Origin of the sequence: Photorhabdus asymbiotica (assembly GCF_003634575.1) — a bacterium.
Lineage (GTDB): Bacteria > Pseudomonadota > Gammaproteobacteria > Enterobacterales > Enterobacteriaceae > Photorhabdus > Photorhabdus asymbiotica.
Map to the genome: position 1 here is coordinate 64,857 of NZ_RBLJ01000003.1, position 17,386 is coordinate 82,242.

Here is a 17,386-nt window from a genome sequence, read left to right on the forward strand (position 1 = left end):
GATTAAATCAGGATTTTATATGAGGTTTTTAATCTATCTGTATTCTCATTTTTAAATGATCATGGCAAGTTAAATCAATGTAAATAAAAGGAGAATTAAATACATTAAATATGATAAGAAGCAATCCGTTTTTAATTAATCCGTGTTTTTTAAATAGAGTATTAATGGCGTGCTGATTTTTTAATCCTGAGTTAACCTACTACCGATAAAAAAGGATAAAGTAAAAAGAGAAAGTGAATAATTTAAAAAGATGAAAGGGATAAACCTGTAAAACGATTATTATTACGGTGGTTTATTATTTTTTTAATTAAAAACTTATTGAGTAAATAAGGTTTCATAATTCCGCCACACGTGGTTTTCTTCAACCCATTGTTATACATAGGATTGTTAGTAGATAAGGTGTAGCACCATTTTGGAAAGTTATTTACATGACTTTCATTAAACCATTTTTTTAAACGCGAATGGCTTTTTCCTTTTTCCAGGTTTAAAATCCAAGAGGGTAAAAGACAGGCTAAGGGGATTAAAATTAACCCCCTGATTCTTTAATTATTTTTAATGATGATAAATAAACCTTTTGGTGACTTTTTCACGGCTAATGTGTTTAATGAGGTTAATTTTGTTAAAGGTTTTAATCTCATCGCATATTCTTATTATTGGGTTAATTCTGTCATTTGGTCACCTCATTTATCAGTTTAAAATCCGTTTTTCCTGACATTTTCTCTTTCAATCAGTCCGATTGATATAAGATTTAAAACAAAATGAAAGATATAGGATTTCATGGTGGTTATACCGTTTATGAGCATGGCCCTGCTTCAGATGTGATTGTTTTTTTCAGTGTATAACTATCTATACCCGCCATCTTTCAAGTTGCCTCTTTGTTGGCTGCACTCACCCCGGTCACATAGTTCTCTATACTCCCGGGGATTCGCTCCCTGGCCGTCGCGATGCATCTTGAAATCCATAGGGTATATACCGAATATGATTTTAGTTTATTAACAGATCGTCTCTATCGTCGTTATCTGAAACAAAATGAGCTCAGACCAGCAATGGAATTTATGTCTATTGTTGAGCGTTTATTTGGCAAGATTCAAAGCAATACAGCTGATTGGAAAATGATGGGAGTGAATTTTGAGGTTTGGTGAACAGAACTTAGTTAAAACAAAGTTCCAGACAAAAAACCAGCACTTTGTCAATAATCTGAGCCCCAAAAACGGGGCCTGTAAACAGTCAGAATTGTTCCTTTTGTTACTGTTCCCCGCCCAGTGCAAGGGTTTACGGCGGATTTTTCTAACTATTCCCACAGCCTATTACAAAATATTAATCATCTTATTTCGTAAAGCTTCGTCTAAAATAAAAACAATTATTTCATGTACTTATTATAATCATAAACAACTATTATTGATGAAACTATAAATTTTGTTATTGCATAACAACGGCTGTTTAAATAAACAATAATGTAATAACGTTATGAAATAGTTAATAGTTGAATGATTTCTTTTTATTTGTCAGTTAATTTCAATTTATTTCAAACCATTATCAGACGTTATATTCGCTGCCTTCTTTTGATGAATATATACCCAATAGATTTCGAGTTGCAGCGCGGCGGCAAGTGAACGCATCCCCAGGAGCATAGATAACTCTGTGACTAGGGTGAGTGAAAGCAGCCAACAAAGCAGCAACTTGAAGGATGAAGGGTATAAATAACCTTTTCATTGTATCCATGACACCCATGGCAGCAGCATAAGTGTTTTATTTATTTAATATTTAAAAGGAATAAACATGAAGACACTCACGCCCGAATTCAAAAAAGTATTAAAAGATAATGGCTTTAATTCCCCGATAGATATTTGCCACCTCTCTTTTGACGAATTTCACCACAAGATGGACGGCAAGCTCTCTTGGTCAAAGATCCTAAGCTTATATCTTAATGCACAACAAGATAATCGATTACATGAAGCACGTATTCTCAAACGTGCTAATCCTCAGTTACAAAATGCCATACATCTTGCTCTCACAACCCCTCATGCTGATCTGCAAGGTTATAACCGTAAATTTGGTGGTAGAGCCAATCAATACGTAATGCCAGGAGCGGTATCTTCCATGTTTTCTCCTGCAGCTTATTTAACAGAACTTTATCGTCACGCGCAGGATTTACATGTACAAAGTTCTATTTACCATCTAGATACACGTCGCCCGGATCTAAAATCACTGACACTCAGCCAGCAAAATATGGATGATGAAGTTTCTACCCTTTCTCTGTCTAATAAGGTGTTGCTGGCAGGGATTAAGACTTTACCCGGGTTGGAAAATCATACTAAGGTAATGCAAGAGTTATCAACCTTCCGCCTTGCTGGTTCAATGCCGTATCACGATGCCTATGAAAATATACGTCAAGTTATTCAGTTACAGGAGCCAATATTAAACCCATTTAATATATCCCCAGAAACCCCAATTGCTAAGCTGATATATCAAACCTCCTTGCTCAAGATTAATGCTTCTGTCTCTCCTGATTTGTTTAATATTCTAACAACCAAGGTTACAGAAGATAATGTCCAAGACCTTTATCAACTGAGCTTTGGTGATATTTCCCCCACTCTAATGGTCAAATCAGAACAGTTGGCAGGTTATTATCATCTGACTGATCAAGAAGCCCATCGATTTATTAAACAGGAAGAAATTGCACGAGTACATCAGCTGATGAGTGATGAAGACAGTGATCAACCCGCTCAATACTATCTACTGAGAATCAATAAGATTATTCGTTTGTCTCGAATAACAGAACTCTCCCCAGCCATCCTTAAAAGCATTATCTCTAGTAGTATCCATATATCTCAACCTACAGCATCTGAAGATGAAGATATTTATGACATCATAGAAGTTCCCGCCCTTCCTCCATACAATGAATTTCGTGACGAGCCGGATATTAATACAGAGACATTAAGAAAGGTCTTTCATGTTAAATATTACATGCAACGTTACGGTATTGATGTGGCAACTGCACTGATACTGTGCAAAATTCCCATTTCAGGAGAAGCTGATACAACAAATTTTTCTCACCTCAATTTGACCAAATCGCTGGCAGATATTCATCAGTTAACTATTAATGAGCTGGATTTATTGCTAGTTGCCATCGGTGAGAGAATAAACAATTTATCCGATATCAGTGATAGCCATCTGTCTGCTCTAATTGACAAACTTTATACCGTTACCGAGTGGCTACGTACACGAAAATGGAGTGTGTATCAGCTGTTTGTCATGGCTACCACCAGCTATGACAAAACGATAACCCCCGAAATCCAAAACTTACTTGATACTATCTACAATGGCTTGCAAGGCTTTAACCATGATGAAAGTAAGCCGGGCCAGCTATTGGCGGCCCTGTCTCCTTATGTCGCTGCTGCCCTGCAATTGCCGTCTGAGAACGTCGCTCACCATGTGCTCACTTGGGCAGATCAACTAAAACCTGGCGACGGCACAATGACGGCAAAAAAATTCTGGGAATGGTTGCAAGTTCAACATGATTCAGAACAACCATCACTTTCTGTCACACCAGAACACGCTGCCCAGTATTGCCAATGCCTGGCGCAACTGGCGCTGATTTATCACTCCACTGACCTCAGCGAAAACACCTTACGTCTGTTTGTGACAAAACCACAACTCTTTGGCATGACAGCGTTAACGCACAATGCATTATCACTGATAATGCTGACGCGTTTTGCTGATTGGGTTAATTCACTAAGAGAAAAAGCCTCTTCTATATTGGTCAAATTTGAAGAGGAAACATTGACAGCTGAACAACTGGCCAGCGCTATGGATCTTGATGAAAACCTACTATTGCAAGCCAGTCATCAAGTGCAAAATAATTTATCTAACTGGGCATCTATCGACACCCTCCAGCAATGGGTTAGCGTCGCACGTCAATTAAACATCTACCCCCAAGAAGTTTCTACGCTGGCACAACTACTTACCGCAGAATCTCCCCCTACCTATGCTCAATGGGAAAATGTAGCTGCGATATTAACCGCTGGACTGAATACTCAAAAAGCCAATGCCTTATACACTTTTCTGGATGAATCCCGTAGTACTGCTTTGAGCGAGTACTATATCCGTAAGGTCGCCAACGTAAATGCAAAAATTAAAAACCGTGATGACCTGTATCAGTATTTATTAATCGATAACCAAGTTTCCTCCTCTATCAAAACTACGCCGATCGCGGAAGCCATCGCCAGTATCCAGCTGTATATCAACCGGGCATTGAAAAATATGGAAGGAGATATCGTCACAAACGTCACCTGCCGTCCATTCTTTACCGATTGGGATAAATACAATAAACGCTATAGCACCTGGGCCAGTGTTGCTAAGCTCATTTATTACCCTGAAAATTACATTGATCCGACAATACGTATCGGGCAAACAAAAATGATGGATGCTCTGCTGCAATCCATCAGCCAAAGTCAATTAAATACCGATACCGTAGAAAATGCTTTTATGTCTTATCTGACATCGTTTGAACAAGTCGCTAATTTGGAAGTCGTCAGTGCCTATCACGACAATATTAATCGTGATCGAGGGCTCACCTATTTTATCGGACACAGTAAAACAGAAATTCATCAATATTACTGGCGTAGTGTGGATCACAATAAATTCAGCGATGGTAAATTCGCGCCTAATGCCTGGAGTGAGTGGCTCAAAATTGACTGCCCGATGAATCCTTATAACAGCACTATTCGTCCGGTCATATACCAATCTCGCTTATATTTGATCTGGCTGGAGCAAAAGAAGATCGCTAAACAGACAGCAACTAATCAAACAATCGAAGACTATTATTACGAACTGAAACTGGCACATATCCGTTATGACGCCACCTGGAGCGCACCAATAACCTTCGATGTGAATGACAAAATATCTGTTGTTTTTAGAACATTAACACCGTTAGAACAAGTGAACACATCGATATTATTAGAACAATTAATCAAATATCAAAAGCAGCTAGGGGAGAAACTGACGGAACAACAAGACATAGAAGAGAAAACAAGGTTAGCTGGTATGACACCACTAAATCCACTCAGTCCACCCATTCCTGAGGAACCACAGGAATCGTCGGAAATATTGCAGGCGTTAATAAAACAGCGGAAGGAACAACTGAGACTATGGGAGGAAGAACTGAAACAACGAGGACAATCAACGACGGAAATAAGCATACTGAAAAAACAAAAAGAATTGAATCAACAGGAGATACAGAAACAACAGTATCTGCTGGAACAAAAACCGGGGTTCTATTGTGCAAGTGATCAAGACAATAAACTACTGGTAATGTTCTATCAAAAACAGGAGACAGTAAATAAATACACAATAAATGAACCAATAACCGGGCTGAATATCACCTCAAATATGTTATCTGAAGATATAAATCTCGGAGATTACATAACTAATACTCGTAAACAGTTTGATACCGGTGCTGGAATTAATAGTGTCATCAAGGTCAATAACTCGTATGAAACCGCATCATCAACAGGGGCTAATAACGATAATATCTTAACGCTTTACCATAATATAAACGGGGCTCAGTATATACAGTGGGGAGCTTATCGCATTCGCCTTAATACCCTGTTTGCCCGTCAATTGGTTAACCGCGCCACTGCCGGAATTGACACTATTTTAAGTATGGAAACTCAAAATATTCAGGAGCCTCAGTTAGGTAAAGGCTTCTATGCTACATTTGTGATCCCCCCCTATAATCCATCGATTCATGGTGAGCGTTGGTTTAAACTTCATGTCAGATATCCTGCTGGTGATAATCCATATACTATCTACTCAGGTCAGTTAGAAGATACCAATGTAAATATCACGCTATTTATCCCGCTAATCTCCGATCCTAATGCTCTTCCCAATCCTGATTATCACGTCAGAGTTAATATGACTTTCCAGAATGTCCGGGAAGATTCATATAATTACCGCCCAGGCTCTCTCTTTATTAAAAACCATCAAGAGCAAGTATTCGTAAAATTTGATTCTAATCTAGAACATTTCCAGAGCGTCGATGTTCTGAATGATATTAGCAGCGAACCCATGGATTTCAGCGGTGCTAACAGTCTCTATTTTTGGGAATTGTTCTACTATACCCCGATGTTAATTGCTCAGCGTTTGCTAAACGAGCAAAACTTCGATGAAGCTGATCGTTGGCTGAAATATGTCTGGAGTCCATCCGGTTATATTAAACATGGTCAGATTCAACACTACCGCTGGAATGTCCGTCCACTGCTAGAAGACACCAGCTGGAATGATGATCCCTTAGAATCAGTCGATCCTGATGCGGTAGCACAACATGATCCAATGCATTACAAAGTTGCTACTTTTATGCGTACCCTTGATTTGTTGATAGCTCGTGGAGATTACGCCTATCGGCAGTTGAAACGAGAGACGCTCAATGAAGCTAAAATGTGGTATATGCAAGCGTTGCATTTGTTAGGTGATAAACCGTATCTATCGTTCAATTCAGTGTGGAGTAAACCAAGTCTGGGTGATGCCGCTAAAACCGAAAAACAAAAAGAACACTCCAGCGCAATAGTCGCCTTGCGGCAAGGTAATGTTGAGTTACACAACAACCCAACAGATCTCTTTCTGCCACAAGTTAATGAAGTGATGTTGAACTACTGGCAGACACTAGAACAACGACTGTACAATCTGCGCCATAACCTCTCCATTGATGGTCAGTCATTGCATCTGCCGATATATGCTACACCAGTAGATCCTAAAACATTACTCAGCGCTGCTGTCACCAACTCACAGGATACTAAAAATCTGCCATCTGAATTTATACCGTTATGGCATTTCCCTCTGATGTTGGAAAACGCCCGCAGCATGGTGAATCAGTTAACACAATTCGGTTCCACATTACAAAATATTATCGAACGTCAGGATGCAGAAGCATTAAATAGCCTCCTGCAAAATCAGGCAAAAGAGCTGATATTAACGACTCTGAGCATACAGGACAAAACTATTGAAGAATTGGATGCTGAAAAAACTGTACTGGAAAAAACCAAAGACGGAGCGCAATCACGCTTTGATAGCTACAAAAAGTTATACGATGAAAATGTCAACGCCGGTGAAAACCGAGTGATAGCGTTGCATGCCTCCGCTGCCGGCCTCAGCACAGCCTTTCAAACATCACGTCTGGCAGGTGCCGCTCTGGATCTCGCACCCAACATTTTCGGTTTCGCTGATGGAGGCAGCCGCTGGGGAGCGATTGCCGAAGCGACAGGTCATGTCATGGAGTTTTCTGCCAATGTCATGAATACAGAAGCGGATAAAATTAGTCAGTCCGAAGCCTACCGTCGTCGCCGTCAAGAATGGGAAATCCAGCGGAATAATGCCGAAGCAGAGATAAAACAAATCAATTCTCAACTCAGTTCGCTAGCAATACGCCGTGAAGCCGCGGTATTGCAAAAAACTAGCCTAAAAACACAACAGGAACAAACCCAGGCACAATTGGCTTTCTTACAACGCAAATTCAGCAATCAAGCGCTGTATAACTGGTTACGTGGTCGACTGTCCGCTATTTACCTCCAATTCTATGATTTGGCAGTAGCCCGTTGCTTAATGGCAGAAATGGCCTATCGCTGGGAGACTAATGATACTTCTACCCGCTTTATTAAGTCCGGGGCCTGGCAGGGAACACATGCCGGCTTGCTTGCAGGCGAAACCTTGATGCTGAATTTGGCACAAATGGAAGATGCACATCTGAAGTGGGATCAACGCGCTCTGGAAGTAGAACGTACTATCTCATTGACACAAGTATATGAAACATTGCCAGAACAACCGTTTAATCTGGCAACACGTATTTCTACCCTGCTGGTAGGTACAACCGAATCGCCTGACGATGACAATCATCCTGTCACGCTGAAAAACAACCAACTACGCACCACAATCTCTTTGGCAAGTCTATCCCTACATAATGACTATCCAGAGGATAACGGCGTCAGTAACATCCGACGCATTAAACAGCTCAGTGTTACCCTACCAGCCCTGTTAGGGCCATACCAAGATGTGCAGGCAATTCTGTCCTACAACGGAGATACCTCCAGGTTAGCCAAAGGATGTCAGGCTCTCGCCGTTTCTCATGGCATGAATGACAATGGTCAATTCCAGTTAGATTTCAACAATGGAAAATGTCTGCCATTTGAAGGGATCGCTATTAATGATACAGGCACATTAACGCTGAGTTTTCCGAATGCGACAGGTAAACAGCAAACTATATTGCAAACATTAAGCGATATCATTTTGCATATTCGCTATACCATTCGCCAATAACCCGCTCAATTCAGTGCTAAAACAGGCTCCTAGTGGGGTAATGCCGATCAGTTAAGGATCAGTTGAACGATCCAGTGGTTGTGTAAGAATCCGGAAATGTTCCTTATTTCCGGATTTTTTTATGCGTATTGCTCAGGCTCTTGACCTCGTTTCCTGTTATGACACCACCCGCAACCCACTAACCTCCCTCGGAGATTTTCTCAACCCTGACCTTATCGTCCGCTGCCTCGCCGAATCTGGCACTGTCACCCTGCGCAAACGTCGTCTCCCCCTGGAAATGATGGTCTGGTGTATTGTCGGCATGGCGCTGGAGCGCAAAGAGCCCCTTCATCAAATCGTCAACCGTCTGGATATTATGCTGCCTGGCAACCGCCCCTTCGTTGCCCCCAGCGCCGTTATTCAGGCTCGTCAGCGCCTGGGAAGCGATGCTGTCCGTCGTGTGTTTACACAAACAGCAAAAATGTGGCATGACTCTGTGACTCATCCCCACTGGTGCGGTCTGACATTACTGGCCGTCGATGGGGTGGTCTGGCGAACTCAGGATACCCCGGAGAATGATGCCGCCTTCCCGCGTCAAACCTACTGCGGACAACCGGGACTTTATCCCCAGGTAAAAATGGTCTGCCAGATGGAGCTGACCAGCCATCTGTTAACCGCAGCCGCCTTCGGTACGATGAAAGAAAGTGAATATACGCTGGCGGAGCAGCTGATAGACCAGACCGGTGACTACACCCTGACCCTGTTTGATAAAGGTTACTACTCGCTGGGGTTGCTGAATGCCTGGCATCAAGCGGGAGAGCATCGTCACTGGATGATACCGTTGAAAAAAGGGGTTCAGTACGAGGAGATACGGCGGCTGGGTAAAGGTGACTCCCCGGTCAGGCTGAAAACCAGCGCTCAGTCGCGGAAAAAATGGCCGGGACTGGGAGAAGACATGACGGCCCGGTTGCTGACGTTTACCCGGAAAGGAAAACTCTGTCATGTCCTGACCTCAATGACAGACGGCATGCGCTACCCGGGAGGGGAAATGGCAGACCTTTACAGCCATCGTTGGGAAATTGAGCTGGGTTATCGAGAAATCAAACAGACAATGCAGCTGAACAGGCTGACGCTGAGGAGTAAAAAACCGGAACTGGTAGAGCAGGAGTTATGGGGCGTGCTGCTGGCCTACAATCTGGTGAGATATCAGATGATAAAGATGGCAGGAAGCCTGAAAGGTTACTGGCCGAATCAACTGAGCTTCTCAGAATCGTGCGGGCTAGTGATGAGGATGCTGATGACGTTACAGGGTGCCTCGTCGGGTCGAATCCCTGAACTGATGCGAGATCTGGAGAGTATGGCGCAGTTAGTGAAGCTCCCGGTAAGGAGAAAAAGGGCCTTCCCGAGGGTAGTAAAGGAAAGACCTTATAAATACAGAAAAGCCCAGAAAAACAGCCAGTCAGTTGCTTAACTGACTGGCATTACTCCTAGTGGGGCCTGTATCTCTTTGCTAAATCAGTATTACAAAATATTAATCATCTTCTTTTTCATAATAGACCATATGTAACAAAAGCAATTATTTCATTTCGTTATTGTTAATTAATTATATTACTTTGGATGCAATTATAAATTTTGTTATTGCATTATAACGGCCATTTAAAGAAATAATAGATAATAACGTCATGAAATAGTTGAATGGTGTTCTTTATTTACCCACGACGTTCAATCTATTCAGTCGGCTATCAAACGTTGTTTTTGCCGCCTCTTTTGATGGATTTAAACAACTTTTTTCATCGTACCCACGATAAGCAAGGCCGCATAAGTGTTTTATTTACGTAATATTTAAAAGGAATAAATATGAATACACTCAAACCTGAGTACCAACAAGCATTAGGAGAAAGCTTTACTTCTCTGACCGATATCTGCCATCTCTCTTTTGATGAACTCCGCCAAAAGGTACGGAACAAACTTTCATGGTCACAAACCCTCAGCTTATATCTTGATGCAAAACAGGCGCAAAAAGATAATCGACTGCATGAAGTTGGTATTCTGAAACGCGCTAATCCTCAGTTACAAAATGCGGTACAACTTGCCCTGATCAACCCCCATGCTGACCAACAAGGTTATAACAGTAAATTTGGTAACCGTGCCAGTCAATATGCAGCACCAGGCTCAATTTCTTCCATGTTCTCTCCTGCCGCTTACCTGACTGAACTTTACCGTCAAGCATGCGATTTACATGCGAGAGATTCTAATTATCACCTGGATACACGCCGCCCAGATCTACAGTTACTAACGCTAAGCCAGAAAAATATGGATACTGAAATATCCACACTTTCTCTGTCTAATAATATATTGCTGGAAGGTATTATTAGCCATCAGGGAGGACGAGGTAGCTATGCTGAAATAATGGAAAAATTATCAACCTTCCGTTCTTGTGGATCAATGCCATATCACGATGCTTACGAAAGCGTGCGTAAAATTATTCAGTTACAGGCTCCAGTATTTGAACAATCCAGTACATCACCGAAAACAACCATCGCCAAACTCATGTATCAAATCTCTCTGTTGGAGATTAATTCATCTGTCTCACCTGAATTGTTTAATATCCTGACAGAAGAAATTACCGAAACCAATGCAAAGAATCTTTATAATAATAATTTTGGTAATATTGATCCTTCCCTAATAGAAGATCCGGAATATCTGAGAAATTATTATAATTTGACTGATGAAGAATTTAGTCATTTAACTAAATTAAATATTACATTAACTACAAAAAAAATAAGAAGCATAAGACCTTCTGTCGAAGAATATGATTATCTTCTGCTGTTGAAACTGAATAAATTCATTCGTTTGTCCAAAGCAACAAACCTGCCAATAACAATATTGGTAGAAATTACCCTTAATACCAACCCAGAGCTAAACATCAATGCAGAAGTATTAAAGAAAGTCTTTCGTGTAAAATACTACATGCATCGTTACGGTATTGATGCTGAAACTGCACTAATACTGTGTAAAGTCCCCATTTCACAACGTAATGATAATAACAGCTCCAGCCAATTTGATCGTTTATTCAATACGTCAAAACTGCATGGACCAGATTTTTCTGCCGAGAATAAGGAAATTGATTTAAATCCAAACAATACTAACGACTGGAAAAAAACTGCGCTTAAACGTGCTTTTAATGTCGATGATGCCTCACTTTATCGCCTATTAAAGATCGTCAATGGTGGTAAAACGACTAGCAAAATTGTCCATGATATAGAGAATCTTTCTCATCTCTATCTAGCCAAATTACTGGCAGATATCCATCAGCTAACTATTGATGAATTAGGTTTATTACTAATTGCTACGGATGAAGGAAAAACCAACTTACTCAAGATCACAGCTAATGAGCTGGCCTCGTTAATTAACAAACTCTATGACGTTACCAAATGGCTGCATGCACAGAAGCTAAGTGTATATCAGTTGTTCATCATGACCACTAATGACTATGATAAAACCCTGATCCCAGAAATATATAACTTACTAGACACTGTATATAACGGCTTACAAGATTTTGATAAGAAAGCGGATAAAACCAAAAAAAATCTGTTGGCAGCCATTTCACCTTATATCACCGCCGCTTTGCAATTACCGTCTGATCATGCGGCACATGCCATCCTCACCTGGGCGGATAAGCTAGAACCCGGCAAAGGAAAAATGACAGCTGAGAAATTATGGAGCTGGTTACGGGTAAACCCTGTTACCACTCAATCGGAATTCCAGAAACAGGCTGAACCCGTTATTCAGTACTGCCAATGCCTGGCACAACTGGCGCTAATCTACCGTTCCACTGGTCTCAGCGAAAACGCTTTCCATCTGTTTGTAACAAAACCGCAAATCTTTGGCACTACAGCCGAAACGGAATCAACACCTAACGCATTATCATTGATCATGATGACACGCTTTGCTGACTGGAGTCATTCACTAGGTAAAAAAGCCTCTTTTGTCCTGACCGAACTTGAAAAAGGAACATTAACGGCAAAACAGCTGGCTGGCGCTATGAACCTTGACAAAACTCTGCTATTACAAGCCAGTACCCTAGAACAAAAACATAGCCCATTAATTTCAGTAGTTACCAACGAAATAAAGCCAATCAATCCCTTCCTCAGTTGGACATCTATCGACGCCATTCTGCAATGGGTTGACACAGCACGCCAATTACATGCCTCTCCAGAGAATGTTTCAGATCTGGCGGAATTACTCACCAACAATCTTTCCGCTGCTTATAGCAAATGGGCAAACATAGCTACGACATTAACCGTGGGTTTAACTACCCAAAAAGCCAATACTCTGCATGCATTTCTGGAAGAATCCCGCAGTACGGCATTAAGCGAGTACTATATCCGCAACGTCGCCAACAAAGACCTCGCGATTAAAAACCGTGATGACTTGTATCAGTATTTATTGATTGATAACCAAGTTTCCGCCGCGATTAAAACTACGCGAATTGCTGAAGCGATTGCTAGCATCCAACTGTATATTAACCGGGCATTGAAAAACATAGAGGAAAATACAGTCCAGAATGTAACCAGTCGTCAATTCTTTACCGATTGGGATAAATATAATAAACGCTACAGCACTTGGGCCAGCGTATCGAAACTCGCTTATTACCCTGAAAATTACCTTGATCCGACCATGCGTATCGGACAAACAAAAATGATGGATACATTGCTGCAATCTGTCAGTCAAAGTCAATTAAATACCGATACTGTAGAAGATGCCTTTAATTCTTATTTAACGTCATTCGAACAAGTGGCTAATCTGGAAATCGTCAGTGCCTATCACGACAATATTAATAGTGATCAGGGACTAACCTATTTTATCGGACACAGTAAAACAGAAGTTAATCAATATTACTGGCGTAGTGTGGATCACAATAAATTCAGCAACGGCAAATTCGCCGCTAACGCCTGGAGTGAGTGGTACAAAATTGACTGTCCAATTCATCCTTATAAGGACACTATCCGCCCGGTAGTTTACCAATCCCGCCTGTATATAACCTGGCTGGAACAAAAGAAGATAACTAAACAGGAAGAAAATAGCCAAAAAACTACCCAAGAATATCATTATGAATTGAAGCTGGCACATATTCGCTATGACGGAACTTGGAATACCCCCATCACCTTTGATGTAAATAGCAAAATATCTGCTTTAAAATTGGACAATAAAGCACTCGGATTCTATTGTGCAGGTTATCAGGGGGAAGATACCTTGCTGGTTATATTTTATGGCAAGGAAAATAACTTGAATGATTATAAAAATGTCTCAATGCAAGGATTGTATATTTTCTCAGATATGTCCTCAAAATCCATGCCAATTACACAAATTACATCTTATCGGGATAATAGCTATCAACACTTCGATACCAACAATATCATAAGAGTGAACAATCGATATGCAGAGAAATATGAGATCCCCTCATCAATAAACAATAATAAGGGTTACGATTGGGAAGAACATTACCTCGGTATGGTATATGGTGGGAATATTTCAGCTATCAGCCTCGAATCTAAATCAGATAATTTAAAAATCAAAATCTCACCTAAATTAAGAATTATTCACAACGGATATGAAGGCCAACAACGTAATCAATGTAACTTAATGAAGAAATATGGCAAATTGGGCGATAAATTTATTATCTATACCAATTTGAGCATCAACCCAGATAACTCAACAAAGAAACAACTATTTTTCCCCATCTATCAGTACAGTGGAAACACCAGTAAGCTTGATAGAGGAAGACTGCTATTCCATCGGGATACCAATTATTCATCTAAAGTCGAAGCATGGATACCTGATGCAAAGCGAACATTGCGCAAAGATAATGCTGCCATTGGTGATGATTATATTACCGATCCCCAGAATCAGCCGAATGATCTTAAGAAATACATCTTTATGATTGACCACATGGGAATTGCTACTGATGTTTCCGGACCAATAGATATCAACACGGAAATTTCTTCGACAAAAGTTAAAGTAACTGTGAATGCTGGCAGCAAAGTACAAACTTTTACAGCAAATACACATGTTGCCACTCAACCATCACCCAGCTTCGAAGAGATGATTTATCAGTTTAATTCCCTCGAAATAGATGGTTCGGGTCTGAATTTTATTAATAATTCAGCCAGTATCGATATCACCTTTGCCGCATTTGCTGAGCCATTTGCCGAAGGAGGAAATGATCGTAAGCTGGGAGAAGAACATTTCAGTATTACTGTCACTCGTAAGGTAAATGCCGATAATAATGTCCTGACCCTTTACCATGATGCAAACGGGGCACAATATATGCAGTGGGGGCTCTACCGTACCCGCCTTAACACACTGTTTGCCCGCAAATTAATTAGCCGCGCTACCGCTGGGATCGATACTATTTTAAGTATGGAAACTCAGAATATTCAGGAGCCACAATTAGGTAAAGGTTTCTATGCTACGTTTGTAATACCCCCTTATAACCCATCGATCCATGGTAATGAACGCTGGTTTAAGCTTTATCTCAAACATGTCGTAGATAATAACTCACATATTATCTATTCAGGTCAGCTAGACGATACCCATGTAAGCATGACTTTATTTATTCCTCTTGATGATGCTCCACTCAATCAAGATTTTCACGCCAAGGTTTATATGACCTTTCAGAAATCACCGTCAGATAGCACTTGGGGGGGACCTCATTTTGTCAGAGATGCTAAGGGGGTAGTCACAATAAACTCTAAATCTATTTTGACCCATTTCGAAAGTGTCAATGTTCTGAAAGATGTTAAGGGCGAACCGATGGATTTCAGCGGCGCTAACAGTCTCTATTTCTGGGAACTGTTCTATTATACCCCGATGCTGATTGCTCAACGTTTGCTGCACGAACAAAACTTTAATGAAGCTAACCGTTGGCTAAAATATGTCTGGAATCCGTCTGGTTATATTGTTAATGGTCAAATTCAGCATTACCGCTGGAATGTCCGCCCATTACAAGAAGACACCAGTTGGAACGATGATCCACTAGATTCTGTTGATCCTGACGCCGTAGCTCAACATGATCCGATGCACTACAAAGTTGCTACGTTTATGCGTACCCTCGATTTGCTAATAGCGCATGGAGATTATGCTTATCGTCAGTTGGAGCGGGACACGCTCAACGAAGCAAAAATGTGGTATATGCAAGCTCTACACTTATTAGGTGATAAACCTCATCTTTCACTCAATTCAACGTGGAACGAACCTGATCTGAGAGATGCCGCTGATATTGAGAGACAAAAAGGCCATTCTCGTTTAATGACAGACTTACGACAAGGCCAATCTACAAACGACACATTAACAGACCTTTTCCTGCCGCAGATAAATGAAGTCGTACTGAGCTACTGGCAGAAACTGGAACAACGGTTGTACAACCTGCGCCATAACCTGTCGATTGATGGTCAACCATTGCATCTGCCTATTTACGCGACACCAGCAGATCCGAAAGCGTTGCTCAGTGCCACCATCGCCAATTCACAGGCTGGAGGGGCGCTTCCGCAACCATTTATATCACTATGGCGTTTCCCTCACATGCTGGAAAACGCACGCAGTATGGTAAGCCAACTCACCCAGTTTGGTTCCACATTGCAAAATATTATCGAACGCCAGGATGCAGAAGCATTAAATACGCTGTTGCAGAATCAAGCAGCAGAACTGATATTGACCAATTTAAACATACAGGACAAAACCATCGAAGAGTTGGATGCTGAAAAAACGGCGCTGGAAAAAAACCGTGCGGGAGCTCAATCACGTTTCGACAGTTACAGCAAACTGTATGATGAAAATATCAATGCCGGAGAAAAACAGGCAATGACGTTGCGTGCCTCCGTAGCTGGCCTTTCGACTGCTCTTCAGGCGTCACATCTGGCAGGCGCAGCACTTGATCTGGCACCCAATATTTTCGGTTTCGCTGATGGCGGCAGCCATTGGGGGGCGATTGCTCAAGCTACCGGTAATGTCATGGAGTTCTCCGCCAGTGTCATGAACACAGAAGCGGATAAAATCAGTCAATCTGAAGCCTACCGTCGCCGCCGTCAGGAATGGGAAATTCAACGTAATAACGCTGAAGCGGAACTAAAACAAATTGACGCCCAGCTCAATTCGCTGACTATACGTCGTGAAGCCGCGGTATTACAGAAAACCAGCCTGAAAACCCAGCAAGAACAAACTCAGGCACAACTGACTTTCTTGCAACGTAAGTTCAGCAACCAAGCACTGTACAACTGGCTACGTGGTCGACTATCCGCTATTTACTTCCAGTTCTACGATTTGGCGGTCTCACGTTGCCTGATGGCCGAAATGGCCTATCGTTGGGAAACTAATGATACTTCTGCACGCTTCATTAAACCCGGAGCCTGGCAAGGAACACATGCCGGCCTGCTCGCAGGTGAAGCCTTGATGCTGAATCTGGCACAAATGGAAGATGCACACCTAAAACAGGATCAACGTGTATTGGAGATTGAACGTACAGTCTCACTGGCAGAACTCTATAAAAATAAAGGTCAATTTTCTCTGACGGGAAAAATGACAGAACTGGTAAATAAAAGATCAGACTATGCCGGTAGTGGAAATAATACCCTGAAATTCGATGCAAGAATTAACTCTCTACAAGCATTGATTTCATTAGCTGATTTAAAAATCCGCGATGATTATCCAACAGATAGCGGAGTAGGCAACATTCGCCGTATTAAACAACTCAGTGTCACACTGCCAGCGCTGTTAGGACCATATCAGGATGTACAAGCGATTCTATCTTATAGTGGAGAGGTCGCCGGATTAGCTGAAAGTTGCAAATCACTGGCGGTTTCCCATGGGATGAATGACAGCGGTCAGTTCCAGCTGGATTTCAATGATGGCAAGTTCCTGCCGTTCGAAGGAATCTCAGTCGATAATGGTACTCTGACCTTGAGCTTCCCAAATGCAACGGGAAAACAAAAAGCCATGCTGGAGAGTCTGAGCGATATCATTCTGCATATTCGCTACACCATTCGCCAATAACCATCTCAACCAAGTATTAAAACAGGCCCCAAAACGGGGCCTGCAA

4 protein-coding genes are annotated in these 17,386 nt (G+C 41.5%); all 4 read left to right on the forward strand.

Translation table 11 applies throughout. The features are described from left to right. The first annotated feature begins 944 nt into the window (after window positions 1–944). Window positions 945–1,142: a hypothetical protein gene (locus tag BDD30_RS12560; RefSeq protein WP_012777090.1), complete on the forward strand. Its 198-nt coding sequence runs from the start codon at window positions 945–947 to the stop codon at window positions 1,140–1,142. Window positions 1,143–1,779: 637 nt separating this feature from the next. Beyond that, window positions 1,780–8,310, forward strand: a complete 6,531-nt coding sequence (locus BDD30_RS12565; protein WP_012777088.1) for a Tc toxin subunit A-related protein — start codon at window positions 1,780–1,782, stop codon at window positions 8,308–8,310. A gap of 121 nt (window positions 8,311–8,431) precedes the next feature. Continuing rightward, the gene (locus tag BDD30_RS12570) at window positions 8,432–9,760 is read left to right on the forward strand and encodes an IS4 family transposase (RefSeq protein ID WP_012777087.1); all 1,329 of its coding nucleotides are present in this window, start codon (window positions 8,432–8,434) and stop codon (window positions 9,758–9,760) included. 386 nt (window positions 9,761–10,146) lie between these two features. Beyond that, complete coding sequence (locus tag BDD30_RS12575) at window positions 10,147–17,340, forward strand: Tc toxin subunit A-related protein (protein ID WP_012777086.1); 7,194 nt, start codon at window positions 10,147–10,149, stop codon at window positions 17,338–17,340. The last annotated feature ends 46 nt before the right edge of the window (window positions 17,341–17,386 follow it).

Coding starts and splice junctions, on each gene's coding strand:
- BDD30_RS12560 (WP_012777090.1), top strand. CDS start 945: ATGCATCTTGAAATCCATAGGGTATATACCGAATATGATTTTAGTTTA.
- BDD30_RS12565 (WP_012777088.1), top strand. CDS start 1,780: ATGAAGACACTCACGCCCGAATTCAAAAAAGTATTAAAAGATAATGGC.
- BDD30_RS12570 (WP_012777087.1), top strand. CDS start 8,432: ATGCGTATTGCTCAGGCTCTTGACCTCGTTTCCTGTTATGACACCACC.
- BDD30_RS12575 (WP_012777086.1), top strand. CDS start 10,147: ATGAATACACTCAAACCTGAGTACCAACAAGCATTAGGAGAAAGCTTT.